We start from the raw sequence: 24,593 nt of genomic DNA, 5'->3' as shown, positions 1-24,593 counted from the left end.
TGCCCGCACGCGCCTGCGGCGTCAGCGCCCTCTCCTAGACTGCGCTGGTGATGGCCTCCTCCTCTTCCTCCCCGGACCCCGCTGCGCGCAGGTCCTCCGACCGGTCGTCGCGATCGAAGTCTCCTGCCCGGACCCCGGTGCCGCGGGAGATCCTGGTGCTGATCGCCGCGGCCTTCGCGATCGCGGTCGGCTACGGCCTGGTGGCCCCGGTGCTGCCCCAGTACGCCTCGAGCTTCGGCGTGGGGGTGGCCGCCGCCTCAGCCGTCGTCTCGGCTTTCGCATTCTGCAGACTGATGTTCGCCCCGGCCGGCGGTCGCATCCTGGATGCCATCGGCGAGCGCCGGACCTATCTCATCGGCCTGGTGATCGTGACGCTGTCGTCGTTCGCCACGGCGTTCGCCGGCTCCTACTGGCAGCTGCTGCTCTTCCGCGGCCTGGGCGGACTCGGCTCCACCATGTTCACCATCTCCGCCATGGGCCTGATCGTGCGCCTGGCGCCGCCGGATTCGCGCGGGCGGATCTCGGGCATGTACGCCTCCACATTCCTGATCGGCGGGATCCTGGGGCCGGTGATCGGCGGGCTGCTGGCGGGATTCGGCATGCAGGCGCCGTTCCTCATCTACGGGGCCGCGATCCTGCTGGCCGCCGGTGTGGTCTTCTGGCAGATCCCCCCGCAGTCGCTGCAGGATCGGGCGGCCGCCAAGGCCCAGGTGCGCATGAGCTTCCGCGAGGCCTGGCAGTTCGGGGCGTATCGGGCTTCACTGGTCTCGGGCTTCGCCAACGGATGGACCTCCATGGGGATCCGCGTGGCGCTGATCCCGCTGATCGCCTCCGCCGTCTTCGGCGCCGGACCTGCCCTGTCCGGCGTCGCACTGACGGTGTTCGCCGCCGGCTCCGCCGTGGCGCTGTCGTTCTCGGGCCGGATCTCCGACTCCGTGGGCCGCAAGCCGCTGGTGATCAGCGGACTGGTGCTGGCCGGCGTGATGACAGCGGTGATCGGGTTCACGGACAGCGTGTGGATCTTCGCGGTGGCCTCCTTCCTATCCGGAGTGGGCTCGGGCACCCTCAACCCGGGGCAGCAGGCGGCCGTGGCCGACGTCATCGGCCCGCAGCGCTCGGGCGGCACCGTGCTCTCGCGATTCCAGATGAGCCAGGACGCCGGACAGATCCTGGGCCCGATCCTGGCCGGGGCCCTCGTGGATGCCGCCGGCTTCGGCCCGGCCTTCCTGGTCTCCGGCGTGCTGATGGGTGTGGCCGCGCTGGCCTGGACCCCCGTGATGGACACCCTCAAGCGCCCCGACGTCGACGCCGTCCCCACCGGCTCCGTCCCCCGTGTGTCCGACGAGGACCGCGAGGACCCCTGAGAGCCGCTGCCAGCCGATTCCGGCCGGTCCCGCCATCGAGCGGCCGAATCCGGACTGATCCGTCATCGACAGGCCGTGTCGTCACCGGTTCCTCGCTGGAACGGTGAGGGATCGGCCAGTCAATGGGGGTGGCGTGAGGATTCGGCCACTCGATGAGCCGGAAGGCCACCGCCCAGCTTGCTCTGGTCGGCGCAAGTCGCCACCGCTGGTGAGCACCCCTTCAGATCAGATCGCCTAGCGCATCTCCTTGAGGCGCTGGCCCAGGACGGTGGTGACTCCGTCGCGCATGGTCACGCCGTAGACGGCGTCGGCGATCTCCATGGTGCGCTTCTGGTGGGTGATCACGATCAGCTGCGAGGTCTCCTGCAGCTGCTGGAAGATCGTCAGAAGCCGGCCCAGGTTGCGGTCATCCAGGGCGGCCTCGACCTCGTCCATGATGTAGAACGGCGAGGGACGGGCGCGGAAGATCGCCACGAGCATGGCGATCGCCGTCAGCGACCGCTCTCCGCCGGACAGCAGCGACAGCCGCTTGATCTTCTTGCCGGCCGGGCGGGCCTCCACGTCGATGCCGGTGTTGAGCATGTCCGCCGGATCGGTCAGCCGCAGCCGCCCCTCGCCGCCGGGGAACAGCGTCCCGAACACGGTGACGAACTCGCGCTCGACGTCGTGCCAGGCCTCGGTGAAGACCTGCTCCACGTGCTCGTCGACGTCGCGGATGATCTGCCGCAGATCGGCCCGGGAGCGGTGCAGGTCCTCGAGCTGCTCGGAGAGGAACGCGTGGCGCTCCTCCAGGGCCGCGAACTCCTCGAGCGCCAGCGGATTGACCTTGCCGAGCTTGGCCAGATCGCGCTCCGCCGACGCCAGCCGCTTCTCCTGCTGCTCGCGCACGAACGGGATGCCCACCGGCTCGTCGTAGAGATCCTCCTCCGGCTCCTCCCCGTCCGAAGTGTCCGGGGTTCCCGACGACGGCACCGACTCCCCCTGCTTCTCCGCCAGCTCCTCCGGGGTGATGCCGTGCTGCTCGGCCTCGAGCTCGCGACGCGCAGCTGCGGCGGCGGCGCGCTCATCGCGGCGCTGCGAGGCCTCCAGGATGGCGTCGGCATCAGGGATGGGCAGGTGCGGGCCGTAGTTGTCGATCAGGGCGTCGGGGGTCAGCCCGAGCTCGTCCAGCGAGCGCTGCTCGAGGGTCTCGATGCGGGCGCGCTTCTGGGTGCGGGCGACCTCGTCGCGGTGGACCTCGTCGGTGAGCTGGGCCAGCCGAGAGGCAAGGCCGTCGTTGGCGGTGCGCACCTCCTGCAGCTCGGCATCCAGGGCCTGGCGGACCTGCTCGGCCTGCTGCCGCTCGGCCTCGGCCCGCTCCACGGAGGCGTCGATGCGCACCAGGATCTGGCGCACCGCGGCCAGCACGGCCTCGGCGCTGCGCGCCTGCTGCCGCCGCCTCTCGGCACGGCGGGCCGCCTCCTCCCGGGCGCGGCGCTCGGCGGCGGCGGCCCGCTCCTGCGAATGCGCGCGGTTGCCCAGTGCTCGGGCCTGCTCCTCGAGCGACCGCAGCGCCAGCCGGGCTTCCGTCTCTGCCTGCCGTGCCTGGGTCGCCTCGCGCTGCGAGGAGTCGCGGCGCGCCACGGCCTCCAGGTGGGCGCGCTCGGACTCGTCGTCGTCGTGGTCCTCCTGGGCGGCCTCCAGGCGCGAAAGCGCCTCGTCCAGTGCCCGCTGATGCGCGGCCACCTGGTCCTGGGTCTCGGCGACCTGGCGCTGGAAGCGATCCGACTCAGCCTGAGCAGAGTCCAGCACGGCCTCGGTCCGCGAGGACGCTCCGGCGGCATCCCGCTCGGCCTTCTCGGCCTCCTGCGCCGCCTTGCGCGCAGCTTCGGCCTGAGGGCGCAGTCGGTCCCGCTCCGCAGCAGCCGACTGGGCGGCCTCCGTCGCCTGATCCAGCGTCTGCCGCAGTCGAGCCAGCTCGGCCTCCGCGGCCTCGGCCTGCGCGCGGATCTCCAGGGAGCCGGCCGCCTCCCGCGCTCCGCCCCAGGCGCTGTGCGGGGCGAAGACGTCGCCGTCGCGGGTCACGGCGCGCACCTGCGGATGATCGCCGGTCAGGCGCACCGCGGTGGCCGCGTCCGAGACCAGCACGGTCCCGGCCAGCTCCGCGCGCACGCGCTGCACGACGGCCTCCGCAGCATCCCCCGCTCCCGACGCCGCCTCGACGGCCTCGGCCGCCGGCACGACGCCCGCGTAGCCCCGGATCTCGTCCGGCAGCTCTGAGACGGGCGCCGCAGATCCGCCCGCCACGAGCATGTGCACGCGCCCGGCATCCGCCTGGCGCAGAGATTCGAAGATGCCCGCCGCCGCCGCGTGCGAGCGCACCGCGAGGGCCTCGGCCAGCGGACCTAGGGCCGCCGTCAGCGCACGCTCCCAGCCGACGGAGATCGTCAGGACCTCGGCCACTGCAGCCACCACAGCATCGGCGGACTGCGCCTTGACGGCCTCGGTGCCGTCGGGCTGGCGCACCGAGGCCCGCAGCGTCTCGGCGCGGGCGGCCTGGGCGTCGTGGGCGCGCACCGCCTCGGTGCGAGCGGCCTCGGCCTGGCGGTGCAGCTCCCGGGCGGCGTCGAAGGCCTCGACCGCCTCGTCGCGCTCGGAGGCCGCGCGGCGCGAGGCCTCGGCGGCGTCCTCGGCGGCTGCGCGCAGCGTCTCGACCTGGCTCAGGGCACCCATGCGGCGCTGGGCGGCCTGCTGCTCGGTGCCGCGCAGCCGCTCGAGCTCGTTCTCGGCGGCCTCGACCCGCGAGCGCGCAGCGCCCACGCCGCCGGAGAGCTTGGCGACGCCCTCCCGGCGATCGGCGGCGGCCTGCAGGATCGCGGTGACCGCTTTGTCGGCCTCGCGCGCCTGCGCCTCGCTGTCCTCGCGGTCCTGGATGGCCTCGGCCAGGGTCTCGACGGCTTCCTCGACCTGCTCCAGCGCCGACTTCTCCTCCTCGCGGGTGCGCGCGGCCTGCTCGGCCAGCCGGTCCGGGTCGCGGTCCGACGACGGCTGCTCCTCGGTCGCCCCCAGCAGTCTCCGCCGCTCCCCTGCCAGCTGCTCGAGCGAGCGGTGCCGCTCGCGCACCGAGGTCAGCTCGTACCAGGTCTCGCGCGCCGCCGTCACCGCCGGTGTGGCCTGCGCGGCGCGGGTCTCCAGCTCGTTCTGGCGGGTGCGGCCCGCCCCCAGACGCCGTTCGGCGTCCTCCTTCTCCTCGCGCAGCCGCTGCTCGGTCTCGACGTCGACGGCCAGTGCGGACTGCGCCTGCACCAGGTCATCGGCGAGCAGGCGCGAGCGGGCGTCGCGGACGTCGAACTGGATGCGCTGGGCGCGGCGGGCGACCTTGGCCTGACGGCCCAGCGGCGTGAGCTGACGCCGGATCTCGGAGAGCAGGTCGTCAAGGCGGTCCAGGTTGGCCTGCATGCCCTCGAGCTTGCGGATCGTGCGCTCCTTGCGCCGCCGGTGCTTGAGGATCCCGGAGGCCTCCTCGATGAAACCGCGGCGCTCCTCCGGCGTGGCATGCAGGATCCGGTCGAGCTGGCCCTGCCCGACGACCACGTGCATCTCCCGGCCCAGACCCGAGTCCGAGAGCAGCTCCTGGATGTCCAGCAGGCGGCAGGACTGGCCGTTGATCGCGTATTCGGAGCCGCCGGTGCGGAACAGGGTGCGCGAGATCGTGACCTCGGTGTACTCGATCGGCAGGGCCCCGTCGGTGTTGTCGATCGTCAGGGCCACGTGCGCCCGCCCCAGGGCCGCCCGGCCCGAGGTGCCGGCGAAGATCACGTCCTCCATCTTCCCGCCGCGCAGCGACTTGGCGCCCTGCTCGCCCATGACCCAGGACAGGGCATCGACCACGTTCGACTTGCCCGACCCGTTCGGGCCGACGACGCAGGTCACCCCGGGCTCGAACTCGAAGCTCGTGGCCGAGGCGAACGACTTGAAGCCGCGCACGGAGAGGGTCTTGAGATGCACCCGGCGAGCCTACCGGGAGGGGGCCGGCGACGCCGTCAGCCCGCCCCCGGGTGAGGTCGGCAATGAGATCGCCGGTCAGGAGCCGACCGAGCACACCCTCTGAACCTGCCTCACTCGGAGTTCTGCCTCACTCGGCTGGGCGTCCCTCCGGTCGGGTGCTGTCGCCGACGACCGGCGTGGACCCGGTGGTCGGCGTGCGGCTGGCCTCCGGTCGGCCGATCGGCTCGTCGCCGTCGCTGCGCACCGGCTGCTGGCCCTGCTCCTGCTCACCTGAGCGAGTGCCAGAGGCGGTGTGCGCCTCCGAGTGCCGCTCCCCCGACGGCCCGCCCGGAGCATGGCTGCCGCCCGAGGAGGCCAGCGAGCTGCCGACGCCGACAGTGGCCATCATCCCGGTCTGCGTGGCCATCTCGTCGTTCCAATGGGGCCCGTCGTCGTCCAGGAAGCCGAGCGGGGCGTGCTCGCCGAAGTGATCGGCGTCGGCCTCGGCCCAGTCCGCGGCCCAGCCGCGCGGGGGCTGCTCGAGCAGCTCGCCCTCCCGCAGCCAGTTGTAGATCGAGGCGTAGGAGCGGGTGTTGAGGTGATCCACCCGACGGCGCAGCATCCGCGCGTTGAGCTGCGACGGGGCCTCCACGCCCATGGAGGCCATGATCTGCACGGCCTCGCGGACGGTGAGCTTCTGGTAGTTGTGCACCCGCTTGGCCTTGTCCTCCACGTCCAGTGCGCGCATGAGGCGGGCGTCCTGGGTGGCCACGCCCACGGGGCAGTGGTTCGTGTGGCACTTCTGCGCCTGGATGCAGCCGGTGGCCATCATCATCCCGCGGGCGGACATGGTGAAGTCCGCGCCCTGGATCATGCGCTTGACGATGTCCGAGCCGGAGACCACCTTGCCTGCGGCGCCGATGCGGATCATGTGCCGCAGCCCGGTGCCCACCAGGGCGTTGTGCACGAGCATGAGCCCCTCGGTCAGCGGGGTGCCCACGTGATCGGAGTACTCGAGCGGGGCGGCGCCGGTTCCGCCCTCGGAGCCGTCCACGATGATGTAGTCGGGCGCGATCCGCTCCTCCCACATGGCCTTGCACATGGCCAGGACGTCGGTGCGCGAGCCCACGCAGAACTTGATGCCGATCGGCTTGCCGCCCGAGAGCTCGCGCAGCTGCCCGATGAACCGGACCATCTCGCGCGGGGTCGTGAACGCCGAGTGCGACGCCGGGGAGATGCAGTCCACTCCCTCGGGGACCTCGCGGGCCTCAGCAATCTCGGCGGTGACCTTGGAGCCCGGCAGCACGCCGCCCAGGCCGGGCTTGGCGCCCTGGGACAGCTTGATCGTGATGCCCTTGACCTCGTCGTAGCGGGCCTTCTCGGCGAAGCGCTCGGGGTTGAAGCGCCCGTCGTCGTACCGGCAGCCGAAGTACCCGGAACCGATCTCCCAGAACAGGTCGGCGCCGCTGCCGAGGTGGTACTCGGTCAGCCCGCCCTCGCCGGTCTCGTGCACGAACCCGCCCATGGCCGCGCCCTTGTTCATGGCCAGCACGGCGTTCTTGGACAGCGAGCCGAAGGACATCGAGGAGATGCTCATCAGGGGCATCTCGTAGGGCTGAGCGCAGTCCGGCCCGCCCACGCGCACCGTCGGCGGCTCCGCGGCCGGGGCTACCGGGGCGGTGGTGTGCAGCAGGAACTCGTAGCCGATCTCGTCGGTGGCCTTCTCCGTGCCGAAGGCCTTGTGATCGTCCTGACCCTTGGCGCGGGCATAGACGATCGAACGCTGGTCGCGGCTGAACGGCTTGCCCTCGGTGTTCTTCTCGATGAAGTACTGCTGGATCTCGGGGCGGATGGACTCCAGCAGGTAGCGGGCGTGCCCGAGCACGGGGAAGTTGCGCAGGATCGCATGGCGCGGCTGGACCAGGTCCCAGATGCCCAGCCCCAGCAGCAGCAGGGCCACCACGCCCAAGAAGATCCAGGCCCACATGCCCACGAGATAGGCGACGAGGAGGACGAGGGCCAGGGTGACGACGGCCCCGGCCATGAGGAAGCGATTGTTCATGCGCCCATCGTCTCGCATCGGCCCCGGGACGACGAAGCGGCGGACATGGACGCGCTGCCGTCAGGTGATGTCCAGGCGCGTCGATAGACTTCTGGACAGACTCCTCACCCCTTCGTCGAAAGCAGTGCCTTGTCAGGGAACTCCATCATCCGCCACAGCAGCGCCTCGCTGCTGTCGATCCAGAAGGTCGAAGCCGACGTCGTCGTCTCCTCCGCGCGCGCCGATGAGCAGCTGGGGGCGACGTTCGAGCGGCTCAAGCTGCCCAAGGGCCTGCTGGAGCGCTTGGCCGGCGTCAAGGAGCACCGCGAGTGGTCCCCTGGCCGCCACTACACCGACGGCGCGATCGAGGCTGCGCAGGCCGCCATGGACCAGGCCGGCATCAGCCCGGACCAGGTGGGCCTGCTGGTCAACTGCTCGGTGACCCGCGACGGCTACGAGCCGGCCCTGGCCTCCGGGGAGCACGCCCGGCTGGGCCTGCCCAGCTCGGCGCTGAGCTTCGACATCACCAATGCCTGCCTGGGCTTCATCAACGGGATGACCGTGGCCTCGTCCATGATCGACTCCGGGGCCATCGACTACGCCCTGGTCGTGGCCGGCGAGGATCCCACCCGCTGGCACCGCGAGGCCTTCCGCCGCCTCAGCGAACCGGACGTCACCCGCGCCGAGGTCATCCGGGAGTTCGCCACGCTCACGCTGGGCTGCGGCGCCGCGGCTGCCGTCGTGGGACGGGCGGACAACCACCCCGACGGCCATCGGATCCGCACCTCCGTGACGCGTTCTGCCACTGAGCACTTCGAGCTGTGCGTGGGCGGCTTCGACGGCATGTTCACGGATGCGGGCGGGCTGCTCAAGCACGGCGTCGGCCTGCTCACGGACACGTGGGAGGAGGCCCGCACCCAGGGCTTCGAGTGGGATGACTTCGACTGGGTGGTCGCCCACCAGGTCTCCACCTCCCACACGGACAAGACGGAGGCGGACATCGGGATCCCCGCGCACAAGCTGCCGCGCACCTTCCCGTTCTGGGGCAACGTGGCCTCAGCCGCCCTGCCGATGACCCTGGCGCTGCAGGCCGAGAACGGCTCGTTCCAGAAGGGCCAGCGCGTGCTGGCCATGGGCGTGGGATCCGGACTGAACGCGACCTTCATGGAGATCGACTGGTGAGCATCGCCGAGACCACCGAGCCCGTCATGCCTCCCGGCAGCTGGGAGGCCTTCCCCGGCGTGGACCCCCGCTGGTCCCGCACCGTGGAGGCACCCTCCCACGCGGCCTGCGAGCCGGTCCCCGGCACGACCCGGCGCTGGCACCTGCTCGACAACCAGGCGGTGCTCCAGGAGCAGGGGAAGACCCCGGCCGGCACCATCCTGGCCGTGCACGGCAACCCCACCTGGTCGTACCTGTGGCGCTCGGTCCTGAAGGCCGCGACCGAGGCCGAGACCCCCTGGCGCGTGGTGGCCGTGGATCAGCTCGACATGGGCTTCTCCGAGCGCACCGGCCTGTTCCGCCGCTACGACGACCGCATCCAGGACCTCGGCGACCTCACCGCCGAGATCGGCCTGGACGACGAGCGCGTGGTCACCCTGGCCCACGACTGGGGCGGTCTCGTGTCCATGGGCTGGGCCGAGCTGCACCCGAAGGCGCACGCGGCCACGATCATGACCAACACGGCGATCTACCACGATCCCGAGTCCGGTCCCATCCCGGATCCGCTGCGGCTGGCGCTGGCGCCGAAGGTCCACGGAGCCGTCACCTCCCGGACCACCGCGTTCCTGGACATCTCCCTGTCGCTGGTCTCCCCCTCGCTGGCTCCCGAGATCAAGGCGGCGTTCAAGGCGCCCTACGACACCCCCGAGCATCGAGCCGGCATCGAGCACTTCGTGGCGGACATCCCGGCGTTCGCGGATCATCCGTCGAACCACCGCTACGAGCGCACGGCGTCCTGGATGGCCACCTCGACCGTTCCCGCTCTGTTCCTGTGGGGCCCCAAGGACCCGGTGTTCCTGGAGCGCTACCTCCAGGACCTTCGCAAGCGCATGCCGCAGGCGGACGTCCACCGCTTCGAGGGCGCCAACCACCTGCTGCCCGAGGACCGGGACATCGCCACGCCGGTCATGCAGTGGCTGCAGCAGAACCTGGTCGATCCGCACCCCCGCCGCTTCCAGCACCTCGAGGCCCGTCCGCAGGCCGAGGAGCCGTTCGTGCCCTTCACGGCCGGGCTGTCCCACCGGGCCGGCCTGGATGAGGCCACGGCCGCGGTCGCCACCGTGGACATGGGCAAGGCCGAGAACGACAGCGCTCCGGCCGTCGAGCGCAGCCTCACCTGGGCGCAGCTCGACGAGCGCGTGGAGCGCATCGCCGCCGGGCTGATCGGGCTCGGGGTGAAGCCCGGAGACCGCATCAATCTCATGGTGCCCCCGGGGGCCGACCTCACCACGCTGATCTACGCCTCACTGCGTGTGGGAGCCGTGATCGTCGTGGCGGACACCGGACTGGGCCTGCCGGGGCTGCGCCGCGCGCTCAAGGGCGCCTCCCCGCAGTGGTTCATCGGCATCCCCGCGGCTCTGACCGCCGCCCGCACGCTGGGCTGGCCGGGGCGGCGCATCAGCGTCGAGACCCTGGATCCGGTGCGCCGGCGCGTGCTGGGGATCGAGGCTTCCGTGGCCGAGCTCGAGCGCACCGCGCCGGGCCCGCTGCCGCAGATCGACCCGGATGCGGACGCCGCCGTGCTGTTCACCTCGGGCTCCACCGGCCCGGCCAAGGGCGTCGTCTACACCCAGCGGCAGATGGCCGCCATGCGCGATGCCGTGGCCGCCGTGTGCGATCTGCGCCCCGGCACCGGGCTGGTCGCCGCCTTCGCGCCGTTCGCGCTGCTGGCCCCGGCCATGGGCGCGGCCTCGGTGACCCCGGACATGGACGTCACCAAACCGCGCACCCTCACCGCCCGGGCGCTGGCCGATGCTGCGGCGGCGATCGAGGCCACCACCGTGTTCGCCTCCCCCGCTGCGATCGTCAACGTGCTGGCCACCCAGAACGACCTGGCACCGCATCAGCGCCAGGCGCTGGGCCGCGTGCGGCTCATGCTCTCGGCCGGGGCCCCGCTGCCGCCGCCGCTGCTGGAGCAGCTGCAGAAGCTGCTGCCCGCGGCCGAGCTGCACACCCCGTACGGCATGACCGAGGCCCTGCCCATGACGGACGTCCGCCTGGAGACCATCCGCGAGGCGGCCGTCGACTCCCAGCCGCTGCACCCCGAGCAGGGCTTCCGCTCGCAGGCCCGCGTGCTCGGCGCCGGCGAGGGCGTCTGCGTCGGCACCCCGGTCCCCGGTGCGGCCGTGCGGATCGCGCCCGTCGATCACGACGGCGTCCCCTCCGATCAGCTCGTGGATCTCCCGGACGTGCTGGGCGAGATCGTGCTGCAGGCCCCGCACGTCAAGGACCGCTACGACTCCCTGTGGATCACCGAGAACGAGTCCACGCGGATCCCCGGCTGGCACGCCACCGGAGACGTCGGGCAGCTCGACGACAAGGGCCGCCTGTGGGTCTCCGGACGCCTCCATCACCTGCTGCTGACCAGCGACGGACCGGTCGCTCCCGTGGCCGGCGAGCATGCCGCCCAGACCGTCTCCGGGGTGGGCCGAGCAGCGCTCGTGGGTGTCGGACCCAAGGGTGCTCAGGTGCCCGTCGTCGTGTGCGAGACTGAGCCTCCGGCACGCCGATCCGGCCCCGCGCGAGCGGGTCTGGCCGGGCGCGTGCGCAGTGCAGTCCACGACGCCACCGGCCTGGATGTCGCGGCCGTCCTGGTGGTGCCCCGGCACCCCACGGACATCCGCCACAACTCCAAGGTCGACCGCACGCGCCTCGCCGCCTGGGCCGATGATGCCCTGAGCGGGGGAAGGATCAGGAACCCGTGAGCACCACTCCAGGCATTCCCCGCGCCGCCGGAGCACCCCGGAAAGCGCATCGTGCCACGCCGGAAGAGCTGCAGGATGTGCAGGAGCTCCAGGGGAAGGGCCGCACCGTCCTGGTGACCGGCGCCTCCGGGATGCTCGGCGAGTCCGTGGCCCGCAGGCTGCTCAGACAGGGCTGGACGGTGCGCGTGCTGCAGCGCGGGCAGGCTCCCATCGCGCTCGAGGACGGCGTGGAGCAGGTCCTCGGCTCCATCACGGACATGGAGACCGTCGAGCGCGCGCTGGACGGCGTGGACGACGTCATCCACCTGGCGGCCAAGGTGTCCTTCGCCGGCGACTGGGAGGACTTCGTCTTCACCAACATCACCGGAACGCGCATCCTGCTGGAGTCGGCGCGCAAGGCCGGTGCCCGCAACTTCGTGTTCGTCTCCAGCCCGTCGGTGGCGCACACGGGCGTGTCCATCGCCGGCGACGGCGCTGGACCGGCCAATCCGTACAAGGCCCGCGGGAACTACGCCCGCTCCAAGGCGGCAGCCGAGCTGCTGGCCCTGGAGGCCGATTCCGATGCCCTGCGCGTCACCGCGGTGCGCCCGCACATCGTGTGGGGCCCCGGCGACACCCAGCTCGTGGAGCGCATCGTGGACCGGGCCGCGCGCGGGCGCATGCCGCTGCTCGATGACGGCGCCGCGCTGATCGACACCACCTACGTGGACAACGCCTCCGAGGCCATCGTCCGGGCGCTGGAGCGCATCGAGGTCGCCCACGGCGAGGCCTTCGTGGTCACCAACGGCCAGCCGCGTCCCGTCGGCGAGCTGATCGGCATGATGTGCCGCGCAGGCTCCGTGCCCGCTCCCAAGCGCAAGATCCCCGCCGGAGTGGCCCGCTTCGCCGGCCGCACGATCGAGAAGGTCTGGGCCCGGTTCCCCGGTCAGGACGAGCCGCCCATGACCGAGTTCCTGGCCGAGCAGCTCTCGACCGCGCACTGGTTCTCGCAGAAGCGCACCCACGAGGTCCTGGGCTGGGAGCCGTCCGTCTCCATCGAGGAGGGCATGCGCCGCCTCAAGCAGCACTACGACCACCATCCGCTGCCGGTCGTGGTCGAGCAGCGCGAGAAGCGCGAGAAGCGCGTCGAGTCCACGACCTTCAAGGCCAAGGGCTGAGCCGGCTTCCCCGCTGAGGCGACCGCGACGGCCCCGCTCCCTGTCTCTGCAGGGAGCGGGGCCGTCGTCATCCTCCACTTGCTGACGCCGGAGGTCGGCTGCTCCTCCCGGCAGGGCCCCGGCCACGACGCGCACCAGGGTGGTCTGCGCCAGCGCCTTCTTCCTCAACGACGATTCGACATCTGCACCGGTGAGCTCGTCCAGCGGGGCGTAGACCACCTCGCCCCCGGCACAGATCACGGCGTCGACCTGCCCCGCCTGCTCCCACAGCCGCGCGAGCTGCGTCTCCTCGGCGATGTCGCAGCGGATGTCTCCGCTGCTCCTGCCGGCCGTCTCGACCTCGTGCCCGCGCTCACGCATCAGCACGTCGACCGCGCGGCCGAGCTTTCCCTGCGCTCCTACGATGAGAATCTTCATGCTGGTCACGCTGCGAACGGGTCCGGTCGCAGGGAAATACGCTCGAGCGCGCACTGCCATTCGCTGCACGCATGAACGTGGAGATCAGGCACCTGAGGGCCGTGACCGCGCTGGCTGAGGCGGAGTCGTTCACCGTGACAGCCGCCATGCTCGGCACCACCCAGCTCACCCTGTCGCGCACGCTCACCCAGCTCGAGGAGATCCTCGAGATCCGGCTCGTGGCGCGCACCACCTGGGAGCACTCGCTCACCCCGGCGGTCTGCGCGACAGCCCCCACGGCGACCGCTCCTCTGCGGGACGGCGCCGACTCGACTCCCCGAACGATCAGGGTGGCCAACACCGACGAATGGCTCACCCGGATCGCCGTGGGTGGGGCCGTCGGCATCACCGCAGAGGCCACGACCCATGACTATCAGTCCCCCCGAGAAGGTCTCTCGCAGCTCGAGGTGCAAAGCGCAAGATCCACCGTTGAGGCCGCACGTGCGCAGCTCCTCGGAGCTGATCAGCTGCGGATCTGCGGCTTCAACGGGACAGGCGCCTCCGCAGTGGTCGACGCCGCACTCGCTCAGCCCATCGGGGTTGATGACTCGCGCATCTGCGGCCTCGGGAATGCGGGCAGATGGGAACTCAGTAGCGCGCGCGACGGGGGCGGCGCTGGCACACCGAGCACCGGTACGACGACCGGTTCATGAACTGCTCGCGCACGATCACGCCATCGCGGCCCTCGGCCTCGCAGCGCGGGCACGCCTCACCGGCGCGGCCGTAGGCATTGAGGGAGCGGGAGAAGTAGCCGGATTCCCCGTTGATGTTCACGTACAGGGAGTCGAAGCTCGTCCCGCCGGCCTCCAGGGCCCGGGCCATGACGTCCTGCACGGCCTCGACCAGGCGCTGCGTCTCCGGACGCGTCATGGTCTCGGTGGGGCGGGCGTAGTGCAGCTGGGCAGACCAGAGGGCCTCGTCGGCGTAGATGTTGCCGATCCCGGAGATCAGGCCCTGATCCAGCAGAGCCCGCTTGATGCCGGTCTTCCGGCGACGCAGGGCGGCGTGGAACGCCGAGGGGTCGAAGTCCGGATCCAGCGGATCTCGCGCGATATGCGCGGCGTGCTGCGGAATGAGCGGCAGTCCCAGGGCGCCCCGGCCGCCGGGATGGCCGTCGGCGGTGGGCTCCAGGGGATCCAGGAACATGCCGCCGAAGATGCGCTGGTCCACGAAGCGCAGCTGCCCGGGCAGCCCGTCGGGAGTCTCGGAGAGCCCCAGGCGGACCTTGAGGTGGCGCTCGTCGGGCTGGTCATCTCCCTGGATCAGCGCCTGGCCGGACATCCCCAGGTGCATCATCAGCGCGAGCTCGTCGCCGGAGGCCAGCGCTACGGGCAGCCAGAGGAACTTGCCGCGGCGCACCGCATCCAGGATGGACGCGCCCTGCAGCCGCTGCACGAAGTCGCCCGGACCGCCTATGTGGCGGCGCAAGGAGCGCGGGTCCAGGACCTCGACGGTCTCGACCCGGCGCCCGACCGTCCAGCGCTCGAGGCCGCGGCGCACGACCTCGGCCTCGGGCAGCTCGGGCATCCTCAGCGCCCGTCGGCCAGCGGCCGGCCGTGGCCGTCGGTGCGAGTGGTGCCGGTGATCGCCGAGTAGGCGGACTCCGCCGCCCGGCGCTCGGCCTCCTTCTTGGAGGTGCCGGGGCCGGTGCCGTGCACGGTTCCGCCCAGCAGGCAGGAGGCCGTGAAGGAGCGGTTGTGGTCCGGGCCCGTGCCCTCGACCTCGTAGGTCACCGCGCCCATCCCCCGCATGGCCGCGAGTTCCTGGATCTCGGTCTTCCAATCGCGGCCCTCGCGGATCACGAAGTCGTCCTCGAGCAGCGGCACGATCATCCGCAGCACGAAGGCCCGCGCGGCATCCAGGCCCTGCGACAGGTACAGCGCACCGATCACGGCCTCCATGGTGTCGGCCAGGATCGAGGACTTGTCGTGCCCGTCGGTGCGGATCTCGCCGCGGCCCAGGCGGATGAACTCCCCCAGCCCGCGCTCGCGCGCCAGCTGCGCCAGGGTGCGCGTGGAGACCACGGAGGCACGGATCTTGGCGAGGTCGCCCTCGCTGCGCTCGGGGTAGCGCGTGAAGATCTCGTCGGTGACCGTCAGCCCCAGCACGGAGTCGCCCAGGAACTCGAGGCGCTCGTTGTGCTTCTGACCGGCATGCTCGTAGGCGTACGAGCGATGCGTCAGCGCAATGAGCAGCGTCTCGGCGTCGATATCGACGCCGAGACGCTGCAGAAGATCCTGATGATCAGACGCCAACTCAGGCGTCCGCCACCTTGCGGCCCTTGTACTCGTAGTACAGGGCGGTGCCGGCGGAGTCGGTGACCAGCTTGGCCTGGTGCGGCAGGGAGTACACGGTCTTGCCGTTCTCCACGGTGCGGACCAGCTTGGGGGCCTTCGCCTTCCACTGCGAACGACGGGCGTGCGTGTTGGCTCGCGAGAGCTTCCTCTTCGGAACAGCCACTGCTATCTCTCTTCTCTCGGGGACTCGTCCCCCTGCTCGAGCAGGCCTGCGAGGGCGCTCCAGCGGGGGTCGAGCACTTCATGTACATGATCGGGGTCGTCCTCCAGCCGCGCGCCGCACTGGGCGCACAGACCGGGGCAGTCCTCCCGACACACTGGCTGGAACGGCAGCTTGGTGATCGCTGCGTCCCGGAGCATCGGCTCCAGATCGATGTGATCGTCCTGGACGGTGTACATCTCGTCGGCGTCGTCGTCCTCTTCCGGAGTCTCGGAAGGGGCGTCGAACAGGAAGAGCTCCTGCACCTCTACGGTCATGTCCTCTTCGACCGGATCGAGGCACCGACTGCACTCGCCGTGAAGGCGGGCTGTCACCGTGCCGGAGACCAGGATACCGTCCACGACGGATTCCAGCCTCAGGTCGGCTGCCATGTCGGAGCCCTCAGGGGCCCCGATGATCGCATTGCCGAAATCCTTCGGCGCAGGCAAGGTCTCCTGGAAGAGACGCATCGTCCCGGGACGGTGTTCCAGGTCCCTGACGTCCAGCGCCAGCGGTGAAACGTTGTCTCGACTGATGATGATCTCCTGTGGGTTCAATGCCAGCACGTCATTCTAGACGGCAGGACGAGGATGCTCAACCGATGGCGTCGCGGGTTCCGTCCAGGGCGGCCAGCACCTCTGGCGTCACGAACGCGGAGACGTCCCCTCCGAAGCCGTGGACCTCCTTCACGAGCGACGACGACACGTGCGCGAGCTCCGGCGCAGCGGCCAGGAACACCGTCTCCATGCCCGTGAGGCTGCGGTTCATCCCGGCCATGGGCAGCTCGTAGTCGAAGTCCTGCCCCGAGCGCAGGCCCTTCACGACCGCCACGGCGCCGCGGCCGGTGACGTACTGCGCCAGCAGTCCCCCGCCCAGCGGCTCGATCCTCACCCGCTCCGACGACGAGCCCAGCGACTGCTCGACGAGCTCCACGCGCCGATCGATCGGGAAGCGGTGCTTCTTGCTCGGGTTGTCCGCCACGGCCACGATCACCTCGTCGAACAGCCGAGCCGCGCGCTCGATGATGCCCACGTGGCCCAGGTGGATCGGGTCGAAGGACCCGACGCAGACGGCTCGGCGCCCAGCGCTCGGAGTCTGCTCGGGCGCGGCCGACGCGGGTGCAGGGTTCTCAGTCATGCCGGACACGCTATCGCGGCGGCCGCCTCCCTAGACTCGAGCCCATGAGCCTTCCGCAGACCGACTCCCCCGACCTCCCCTGGCACGACCTGGCACGCGGTGCGGGTCTCATGCAGGACTCCGGGGCGCTGCGCTCCACGATCTTCGACGAGACCTCCGTCCTGGCCCGCGCCCACGGCGCCGTGAACCTGGGTCAGGGCTTCCCGGACGCCGACGGCCCCGCCGCCATGATCGAGGCCGCGGCGGAGGCCCTGCGCTCGGGGCTCAACCAGTACTCGCCCGAGCGCGGGCTGCCCGAGCTGCGCGAGGCGATCGCGGCCCAGCAGCTCGCCACGCAGTCCCGCGAGCTCGACCCCCACACCCAGGTGGTCGTCACGGCCGGCGCCGCTGAGGCCCTGGCCGCCTCGCTGCTGTCGATCCTGCGCCCGGGCGACGAGGTGGTGGTGCTCGAGCCGCACTACGACCTGTACGCCGCGATCGTGGCCTTCGCCGGGGGCGTCCTGCGCCCCGTGGCCCTGCGCCCGCCGGAGTTCGGTGTGGACCTGGAGGACCTGCGCGCTGCCTTCAGCGACCGCACCGCCGCAGTGCTCGTGAACGATCCCCACAATCCCACCGGCACCGTGCTCAGCCCCGAGACCGCACGCGAGATCGCTCGGCTGGCCGTGGAGCACGATGCCGTGATCCTCACCGACGAGGTCTACGAGCACCTTCGCTACGACGGAGCGCACCTCTCCCTGGCGGCCGGGGCGTCGTCGTCCATGCTCGAGCCCGAGCTGGCCGAGCAGGTCCGCGAGCGCACGCTCGTGGTGTCCTCGGCCTCCAAGTCCCTGCAGGTCACGGGCTGGCGCATCGGCTGGGTGAGCGGGCCGGCCGATCTGATCAGCGGGGTCAGCGCCGTGAAGACCTACCTGAGCCACTCCGCGGCCGCTCCCCTGCAGAAGGCCGTGGCGGCAGGCCTGCGCGACCTGCAGACCTGGGGGCAGACGCTGGCCGCCGAGCAGGCGCAGCGCAGCGCACTGGTCGGGCAGGCGCTGCGGGATCTGGGGCTGCAGGTCGCCCAGCCGTCCGGCTCCTACTACGTGGTGGCCGACTTCTCGCCGCTGTTCGACCGCTACGGCGCCACGACGTCGGCGGAGATGTCGCGCGCGCTGATCGAGCAGGCCGGGCTCGCCCTGCTGCCCCTGTCGGCCTTCGCAGCCCCGGAGAACCAGGAGCTCTACGCGGGCTGGATGCGAGTGGCCGCGTGCAAGCAGGAGTCCACGCTCCAGGAGGGCATGGACCGGCTGGCCGCAGCCCTGCGCTGAGGCTCAGCCCCTGCGCCCCAGCGCGCGGTAGGTCCAGTCCGCATCGATCCACTGCTGCGGATCGAGCACGTTGCGCCCGTCGAGGATCTGGCGGCGCCGCACCAGCGGAGCCAGGTCCTGCGGCGTCATCCGCCGGAACTCGTCCCACTCGGTGAGCAGCACGACCACCTCGGCGCGGGCCACCGCCTGGATCAGGGAGCTCGCGTAGTCCACGCGGGGGTAGCGCTTGGCGGCGTTCTCGTTGGCCTTGGGGTCATAGACGTGGACGTCGGCGCCGATCGAGTGCAGGCGCGCGGCAATGTCGAGTGCCGGCGAGTCGCGGACGTCGTCGGACTCGGGCTTGAAGGCGGCGCCGAGCACGGCGATCTCCCGACCCATGACGGAGTTGTCGAGCATGTCGGTGATGACCCCGACCGTGTGCTCGCGGCGTCGGGTGTTGATGTCGTCGACCTCGGCCAGGAAGCGCACGGACTGATCCAGGCCGAGCTCCGAGGCCCGGGCACGCAGGGCGCGGATGTCCTTGGGGAGGCAGCCGCCGCCGAATCCGACGCCCGCGTTGAGGAACTTGCGCCCGATCCGCTCGTCCATCCCGATCGCATCGGCCAGCGTGCGGATGTCACCGCCCACGGCCTCCGTGAGCTCGGACAGCGAGTTGATGAAGCTGATCTTGGTGGCCAGGAACGAGTTCGCCGCGACCTTCACGAGCTCCGAGGTCTCGTAGTCGGTGACGATCAGCGGGATGCCCTCGGCCAGCTGCGGGGCGTAGACCTCGCGCATGAGCGACTCCAGGCGCTGGGCCTGCTCGTGCTCCCGCGGATCAGCGGAGCCGTGCCCGGGCAGGCCGATGACCATGCGGTCGGGGTGCAGCGTGTCCTCGACGGAGTGGCCCTCGCGCAGGAACTCGGGGTTCCACACCAGGTCCACCTCGATCCCCTCCGGCGCATTCTCCCGCGCCAGCTCGCGCAGCCGCCGAGCGGTGCCCACCGGGACGGTGGACTTGCCGGCGATCACGGCATCGCGGGTCAGGTGACGGGAGATCTGCTCCACGGCGGAATCCACGAAGCTCATGTCCGCGGCGAATGCTCCGGGGCGCTGCGGGGTGCCCACCCCGATGAAGTGCACGTCCCCGAAGGCCCCAGCCTCCTCGTAGTCGGAGGTGAAGCGCAGGCGCCCGGACTCCACATGCTTGCGCAGCAGCTGCGGCAGCTCCGGCTCGTGGAAGGGCAGGACCCCGGCCGACAGCGATTCGAGCTTGGCGGGGTCGATGTCCACCCCCAGCACCTCGTAGCCCATCTCCGCCAGCGACGCCGCGTGCGTGGCGCCCAGGTATCCGGTCCCCAGAACAGTGATGCGCATCCGGTGCGTGCTCCTCGGTCTCGTGTGCGTGCCCGACGCACGCCGTTCCGCAGTGCGGGCCGCACGGACGGCAACCCATACCAGCAGACTAGCTATCCGCTTCCTCCCCGGAGCGGGGGGCCGCGGCGTGCCAGGTGAACTTCAGATGATGCCGGCGTCGACGTCCCCGCCCGCACCCCGGATCCGCTCGGGCGACGAGCGAGTCAGGAGGGGTCGTCGGCCTCGGCGAACCAGAGCATGGTCTCGCCGTGCCTGCTGCTCTCGAGCCGACGCAGGCCCTGGGGCCAGGCGGGCTCCGGGCTGCGCGAGGATCGCTCGATCACCACGACGCCGCCGGGGCCGAGCTTGCCGCTCAGCAGGGACAGCACCTCGCTCAGCTCGGCCTCCCCCAGCGGGTAGGGCGGATCTGCGAGCACGAGATCCCAGGGACCCTCGTGGGCCGAGGCGTATCCGTGCACGGAGCCGCGCTCGCAGCGCACCCGCTGCGAGCCGAGGGCACGATTGACCGTCTCGGCATTGACCCTGCACACCGAGACGGCCCGCGGATGCTTCTCCACGAGCACGACCTCGCGCGCGCCGCGGCTGGCGCACTCGCAGCCCAGGGCCCCGGAGCCGGCGAAGAGGTCCAGGACGCGGGCGTCGTCGAGCATGCCCCAGGCGTCCAGGCGGGAGAACAGCGACTCCTTGACACGATCGGTCGTGGGCCGGGTACCGGTGCCGGGCACGGAGGCCAGTCGGGTGCCGCCGGCCGCTCCGGCGATGATGCGGGTCACGAGCGGATCAGCCCCTCTCCAGGTACTTCTCGGTGTCCTCGTCGAGCGCGGCGCGGATGGCCGCGAGCAGCTGCGGGTGCTGCTCGAGCCCGGGATCGGCCGTCAGCACGGCCTGGGCCTCGCGGCGGGCGCGCTCGATGACGCCGGCGTCATCGACGGCGCGCAGCAGCCGCAGGGTGGAGCGCCCGCCGGACTGGGCATCGCCCAGGATGTCGCCCTCGCGGCGCTGAGCCAGATCGGCCTGGGCGAGCTCGAAGCCGTCGGTCGTGGCCGCCACGGCCGCGATCCGCTCCCGCGAGGGATGCTCGGGATCGCGGCGGGTGACCAGCAGGCAGGTGGAGCGGTGCGCCCCGCGACCGATCCGCCCGCGCAGCTGGTGCAGCTGGGAGATGCCGAAGCGATCGGCGTCCACGATCACCATGAGCGTGGCATTGGGGACGTCGACGCCGACCTCGACCACGGTGGTGCAGATCAGCAGATCGATCTCCCCGGCGGCGAAGGCCTCCATGGTCTCGGTCTTCTGCGCGGCGTCCAGGCGCCCGTGCAGCACCGCGACCCTCGCCTGCTCCAGCTCGGGCGCCCGCTGCACGAGCAGCTCGAGCCAGGTGGTCGAGACCATGGCCTCGGCGGCCTTCTCATCGGCGGCCGAGCCGGCCAGGGAGAACGGCGGGACCTCGTCGTCCGCCCCGATCTTGGGCGCGACCATGTAGACCTGCCGTCCTGCGGCGATCTCCTCTGCGGCCCGGGCCATGATCCGCCGCTCCCAGGCCGGGTGCTCGAGCAGCCCGACCACGTGCGTGTCGATCGGCTGGCGTCCCGCGGGCAGCCCTTCGAGCACCGAGACGTCGAGGTCGCCGAAGACCGTCATGGCCACGGTGCGCGGGATGGGCGTGGCCGTCATGACGAGAAGGTGCGGGACCTCGTCGGCGCCGGTCTCGCGCAGGCGGTCGCGCTGCTGCACGCCGAAGCGATGCTGCTCATCGACCACCACCAGGCCCAGGCGCAGGAACTGCACCGTCTCCGAGAGCAGCGCGTGGGTGCCGATCACGATCCCGGCCTCGCCGGTGACGATCTCGAGCAGCGCCTGCTTGCGCGCGGCGGCGGGCATGGAGCCGGTCAGCAGCACCACACGGGTTCCCTGCGGATCGCCCTCCAGCGTCCCGGCCGCACCCAGCGGCCCCAGTGCGCGCACGATCGAGGCGTGGTGCTGGGCGGCCAGGACCTCGGTGGGCGCGAGCAGTGCGGCCTGCGCCCCGGAGTCCACAGCCTGCAGCATGGCCCGCAGCGCCACGACGGTCTTGCCGGAGCCCACATCGCCCTGCAGCAGCCGGTTCATGGGGTGGACCTGCCCCAGATCTGCGGCGATCTGCTGCCCGACCTCCTGCTGCGAGGCGGTCAGCTTGAAGCCCAGCCGTCGTGCGAAGCCCTCCTGCAGCACGCCCTCCGCGCCGGTGAGCTCCGGAGCGCGGCGCTGGGCGACCGCCTGGCGCCGACGCAGCAGCGCAGCCTGGAGCACGAGCGCCTCGGTGTGGCGGAAGCGGGCCTTGGCGCGGTGCCACTCCTGCTCATCCGCCGGACGGTGCATGGCCTGATAGGCGCTGGCCAGATCTGAGTACCGGTGCTCCCGGGCGACCTCGAGAGGCAGCGGATCCGGGACGGTGGACCAGTCCACGGCGGCCAGGCACAGCTGCACGGCCTGAGCGATCCGATCGCTCGTGAGCTTGGCGACGGCCGGGTACACCGGCACGGGGCGACCAGCGCTGTCCAAGGCGTCGGCGGCATCGACGTCGTCGTCGGGATCCAGCGGCGCATAGTGCGGGTTGGCCATCGTCAGCTCGCCGCGATACTGCGAGACCTTGCCCGAGAACAGCGCGTGGGTCCCGCTGGTGAGGTCGCGCGAGGCGGTCCAGGCGTTGAAGAAGCTCAGCGTCATGGTGGCCCCGGTGGACTCCGCGAGCAGATCCGGCCCGGAGTCCGACGAGCGATCGGTGATCACGACCTCGGTGATCGAGCCGCTGCGCGAGCGCATCCGCCGGGTGGACACGCGCAGCACCTCGGCCACGAGCGTGGCGTGCTCATCCAGGCGCAGCTCGCTGAAGGACGTCAGCTCCCCGCGGGGCACCAGCCGGCGCGGGAAGTGCTCGAGCAGCTGCCCGATCGAGACGAGGCCCAGGTGCTTCTCGAAGGCCTTCGCCGAGCTGGCCCCGAGGACCTCGGCCAGCGAGCGGTCCAGATCCCCGCGGTCCACGGACGACGCTGGGGCCTCCGGTCCGGATGCCGAGCCCCGGCTCCCCTTCCGGGGGCTCATCAGTCCAGATCCGAGGGGTTGACGCGGCTCTGACGCCCCGAGCCCTCCGGGTCCAGCCCGGTGACGGCCACATTGCGCGGCGTGCCGTGGGCACACAGGACATCCAGGGCGGCCTGCCGATCATCCACGTGGACGTGGACCCGCCAGCGCCACAGCTCTCCCTCGATCTGGGAGATCGGCGAGGTGATCACGGAGCGGCCGATCTCGGTGAGCTCGAAGCGCACGGAGGCGGCCTCCAGGGCGGTCAGCTCGACGGTGGCCACGACTTCCACGCCGGTCTCGGCCTCGCCGCCCGCCGCGCCGGCCTCCCCGGCTGCGCAGGCCGCCGCGGCCTCTCGCATGCTCTCGAGCAGCTGCTGGACCTGCACGCCGGTCTCCTGGCCGGTGGGCTCTGCGCTGTCGTCCGGGGCGCCGGCCCACAGCACGGGCCGCCCGGAGCCCTCGCCGGCGGCGGTGCGGCGCAGGGCGTCCAGGATGATGAGCATCCCCAGGGCGCCGGCGTCCACGCGCCCCGAGCCCTGCAGGGCCCCGAGCTCCTCGGTGGAGCCGAGCACGGCTTCCCGGGCCGCGGCGACCACGCGCTCCATGTGGTGCAGCAGCGTGCGCTTGGAGCCGGGCTCCTCGGCCTCCGGGACCTGCACCGCGGCGATGTCCCGGATCACCGAGAGCATGGTGCCCGGCACGGGATCGGTCAGGGCGGACCAGGAGCGCACCTCGCCCGAGGACAGGGCCTGGGCGAAGGCATCCGCGGTGAGGCCGCGGCCCTCGAGCGAGGCGCCCACGGCGCACAGCCACACGGCGAACAGGGAACCGGAGTTGCCGCGGGCGTCATCCAGCGCGGCCTGGCCGGCGAGCGAGATGAGCTCGCCGACATCCGGGGTCTCGAGCACCTGAACGGCCTGAGCGGCGGTGCCGACGGTGGTCACGAGGTTGGCTCCGGTGTCCGAGTCGGCCACCGGGAAGACGTTGATCGCGTCCAGGATGTCGGCGCTGGCGCGCAGCTCACGGACGGCGAGGTCGAACCACCGCCGAACGGCCTCCGTGCTCGCTGTGCTGCGCTCGTTCAAAGTGGTCCCATCCTCCGCTGCGGCTCCCGCCGATCAGCTGGTTCGCATCATCGCCTGCCACGCTCACGCCCCAGCCGCCGACGGGCTCCTGGGGCTGCGCGCGTCCGGGAGGACCGGCTGCTGGTCCGCCGGAGGGAGCTCCCGGAAGGCGCACAGAGCCTATCGCACGGACTCCCTCGGGCACCTGGGCATCCGCCGGGAGACAGGCGAGCAGACCGTGGTCCTCCCCGCCTGCGAGCACCCACTCCAGGGGGTCTGCACCCAGCAGCTCGGCCGCCGGCCGCAGGGGCTCGGCAAGCTCCTGCAGGGACTGGGGATCCAGCTCCAGGTGCACACCGGAGGCCGAGGCGATCCGTCCGCCGTCGCGCACGAGGCCGTCGGAGACGTCGATCATGGCGGTGGCCCCTGCCTGCGCCAGCCGCGCGCCTGCCGGGACGGGGCTCACGGGCCGCAGCTGCCAGCCGGCGATCTCATCCAGGACGGCATCCTCCCCGGGGCGGTAGTCGCTCGAGAGCAGCAGCGCCAAGCCGGCCGCCGCGCGCCCGACTGTCCCGGCCAGCACAAGACGCTGCCCCGGCGCGGCTCCCGAGCGGCGCACGGGCTCGCGGCCCTGCAGATCCCCGGTCACCGTCACGGTCACGGAGATCTGCTCGCCCCCGCCCAGATCACCTCCAGCCACCGACAGCTGCGGTGCCCCGCAGGCCTGGATCCCGCCGCGCAGCCCGCGGGCGAAGTCCAGGACCCACTGGCACGGAGTCTGCGCCGGGAGGGTCAGGGACACGACCATGGATGACGGCACCGCCCCCATGGCCGCGGCATCCGCCAGGTTCTGCGCGGCTGCCTTGGCACCGGTGTCCGCACCGCCGGTCCGTGCGCCGCTGGGCCACACCGAGAGGAAGTCCTGGCCCTCGACCTGGGTGTCCGTGGTGATCACGAAGCGCCCGTCCGGGGCGGCGATCACCGCGCAGTCATCACCCGGGCCCAGCTGCAGGTACGGCGAGTCCTCGCCCTGCAGCAGCGGCAGGAAGGCGGAGAGCAGCTCCGATTCGGAGGTCTCCCCCACGCTGCGGCCGGCGAGAGCCTCCGCTGCCGTGGACGGCTCGGCGGAAGCCTCCGACGAGCCGTCCACGGCCGCTGCGCGAGCAGTCCCAGGCCCCTGGCCTCGCAGCGTCGAGCCGCCCGTGCTGTCCTGCCTGGTCATCTGCGCCGCCTCTCGGTTCATCGGGGCTCACGCTAGCCACC

General features: G+C 71.7%; 18 protein-coding genes. 6 read left to right on the top strand and 12 right to left on the bottom strand.

Annotated elements, in window-relative coordinates; translation table 11 throughout:
* Nucleotides 1-50 precede the first annotated feature (50 nt).
* Nucleotides 51-1,364 (top strand): MFS transporter, encoded by a 1,314-nt coding sequence (locus OVA15_RS02545; protein WP_442786717.1) that lies wholly within the window; start codon nt 51-53, stop codon nt 1,362-1,364.
* 234 nt (nt 1,365-1,598) lie between these two features.
* On the opposite strand, the gene smc is transcribed toward OVA15_RS02545, so the two are convergent.
* Both smc and OVA15_RS02535 read right to left on the bottom strand, forming a co-directional pair.
* Nucleotides 1,599-5,351 carry a chromosome segregation protein SMC gene (gene smc / locus OVA15_RS02540; RefSeq protein ID WP_268142875.1) on the bottom strand — a complete coding sequence of 1,251 codons (3,753 nt, stop codon included), beginning with the start codon at nt 5,349-5,351 and terminating at the stop codon, nt 1,599-1,601.
* 127 nt (nt 5,352-5,478) lie between these two features.
* Nucleotides 5,479-7,392 (bottom strand): FMN-binding glutamate synthase family protein, encoded by a 1,914-nt coding sequence (locus tag OVA15_RS02535; RefSeq protein WP_053447189.1) that lies wholly within the window; start codon nt 7,390-7,392, stop codon nt 5,479-5,481.
* A gap of 129 nt (nt 7,393-7,521) precedes the next feature.
* Between OVA15_RS02535 and OVA15_RS02530 the strand changes: the two genes are divergently transcribed.
* The 4 genes from OVA15_RS02530 (at nt 7,522) to OVA15_RS02515 (ending at nt 13,563) form a co-directional block, all read left to right on the top strand.
* Complete coding sequence (locus tag OVA15_RS02530; protein WP_006215067.1) at nt 7,522-8,553, top strand: 3-oxoacyl-ACP synthase III; 1,032 nt, start codon at nt 7,522-7,524, stop codon at nt 8,551-8,553.
* Nucleotides 8,554-8,579: 26 nt separating this feature from the next.
* The gene (locus OVA15_RS02525; protein ID WP_268145577.1) at nt 8,580-11,297 is read left to right on the top strand and encodes an alpha/beta fold hydrolase; all 2,718 of its coding nucleotides are present in this window, start codon (nt 8,580-8,582) and stop codon (nt 11,295-11,297) included.
* Nucleotides 11,294-12,454 carry an NAD-dependent epimerase/dehydratase family protein gene (locus tag OVA15_RS02520; protein ID WP_268142872.1) on the top strand — a complete coding sequence of 387 codons (1,161 nt, stop codon included), beginning with the start codon at nt 11,294-11,296 and terminating at the stop codon, nt 12,452-12,454. The genes OVA15_RS02525 and OVA15_RS02520 overlap by 4 nt, the downstream gene beginning before the upstream one ends.
* A gap of 488 nt (nt 12,455-12,942) precedes the next feature.
* Nucleotides 12,943-13,563, top strand: coding sequence for a helix-turn-helix domain-containing protein (locus tag OVA15_RS02515; protein WP_268142870.1), 621 nt, complete (start codon nt 12,943-12,945; stop codon nt 13,561-13,563).
* Here OVA15_RS02515 and mutM read toward each other — a convergent pair.
* The 5 genes from mutM to coaD are packed head-to-tail and all read right to left on the bottom strand — an operon-like array spanning nt 13,499 to nt 16,543.
* Nucleotides 13,499-14,437: a bifunctional DNA-formamidopyrimidine glycosylase/DNA-(apurinic or apyrimidinic site) lyase gene (mutM, locus tag OVA15_RS02510; RefSeq protein ID WP_268142868.1), complete on the bottom strand. Its 939-nt coding sequence runs from the start codon at nt 14,435-14,437 to the stop codon at nt 13,499-13,501. The genes OVA15_RS02515 and mutM overlap by 65 nt on opposite strands.
* 2 nt (nt 14,438-14,439) lie before the next feature.
* Nucleotides 14,440-15,165 (bottom strand): ribonuclease III, encoded by a 726-nt coding sequence (gene rnc, locus OVA15_RS02505; protein WP_024290732.1) that lies wholly within the window; start codon nt 15,163-15,165, stop codon nt 14,440-14,442.
* A gap of 1 nt (nt 15,166) precedes the next feature.
* Nucleotides 15,167-15,370, bottom strand: coding sequence for a 50S ribosomal protein L32 (gene rpmF, locus OVA15_RS02500; RefSeq protein ID WP_006215062.1), 204 nt, complete (start codon nt 15,368-15,370; stop codon nt 15,167-15,169).
* A 2-nt stretch (nt 15,371-15,372) separates the two neighbouring features.
* A complete protein-coding gene (locus OVA15_RS02495; protein ID WP_235586747.1) occupies nt 15,373-15,972 on the bottom strand; it encodes a YceD family protein in 600 nt (199 codons plus the stop codon).
* A gap of 28 nt (nt 15,973-16,000) precedes the next feature.
* Nucleotides 16,001-16,543: a pantetheine-phosphate adenylyltransferase gene (gene coaD / locus OVA15_RS02490; protein WP_053447183.1), complete on the bottom strand. Its 543-nt coding sequence runs from the start codon at nt 16,541-16,543 to the stop codon at nt 16,001-16,003.
* A gap of 44 nt (nt 16,544-16,587) precedes the next feature.
* Here coaD and OVA15_RS02485 point away from each other — a divergent pair, with 44 nt between their 5' ends.
* On the top strand, nt 16,588-17,847 hold the full coding sequence (locus OVA15_RS02485) for an aminotransferase class I/II-fold pyridoxal phosphate-dependent enzyme (RefSeq protein ID WP_268142864.1): 1,260 nt from the start codon (nt 16,588-16,590) through the stop codon (nt 17,845-17,847).
* A gap of 3 nt (nt 17,848-17,850) precedes the next feature.
* On the opposite strand, the gene OVA15_RS02480 is transcribed toward OVA15_RS02485, so the two are convergent.
* From OVA15_RS02480 to thiL, 5 genes are all read right to left on the bottom strand, one after another.
* Entirely contained in the window at nt 17,851-19,203 is a 1,353-nt protein-coding gene (locus OVA15_RS02480) for a UDP-glucose dehydrogenase family protein (protein WP_268142862.1), read from the bottom strand.
* 203 nt (nt 19,204-19,406) lie between these two features.
* The gene (gene rsmD / locus OVA15_RS02475) at nt 19,407-19,976 is read right to left on the bottom strand and encodes a 16S rRNA (guanine(966)-N(2))-methyltransferase RsmD (protein ID WP_006215057.1); all 570 of its coding nucleotides are present in this window, start codon (nt 19,974-19,976) and stop codon (nt 19,407-19,409) included.
* 7 nt (nt 19,977-19,983) lie between these two features.
* Nucleotides 19,984-22,284 (bottom strand): ATP-dependent DNA helicase RecG, encoded by a 2,301-nt coding sequence (locus tag OVA15_RS02470; protein WP_268142860.1) that lies wholly within the window; start codon nt 22,282-22,284, stop codon nt 19,984-19,986.
* Nucleotides 22,284-23,351: a DAK2 domain-containing protein gene (locus OVA15_RS02465; protein WP_206390017.1), complete on the bottom strand. Its 1,068-nt coding sequence runs from the start codon at nt 23,349-23,351 to the stop codon at nt 22,284-22,286. The genes OVA15_RS02470 and OVA15_RS02465 overlap by 1 nt, the downstream gene beginning before the upstream one ends.
* The gene (gene thiL / locus OVA15_RS02460) at nt 23,287-24,552 is read right to left on the bottom strand and encodes a thiamine-phosphate kinase (protein WP_268142857.1); all 1,266 of its coding nucleotides are present in this window, start codon (nt 24,550-24,552) and stop codon (nt 23,287-23,289) included. The genes OVA15_RS02465 and thiL overlap by 65 nt, the downstream gene beginning before the upstream one ends.
* Nucleotides 24,553-24,593 lie beyond the last annotated feature (41 nt).

Source organism: Kocuria sp. SL71 (assembly GCF_026672465.1).
In the GTDB taxonomy this organism is placed as follows: Bacteria; Actinomycetota; Actinomycetes; order Actinomycetales; family Micrococcaceae; genus Kocuria; species Kocuria palustris.
This window is presented reverse-complemented; position numbering and strand designations above follow the sequence as displayed.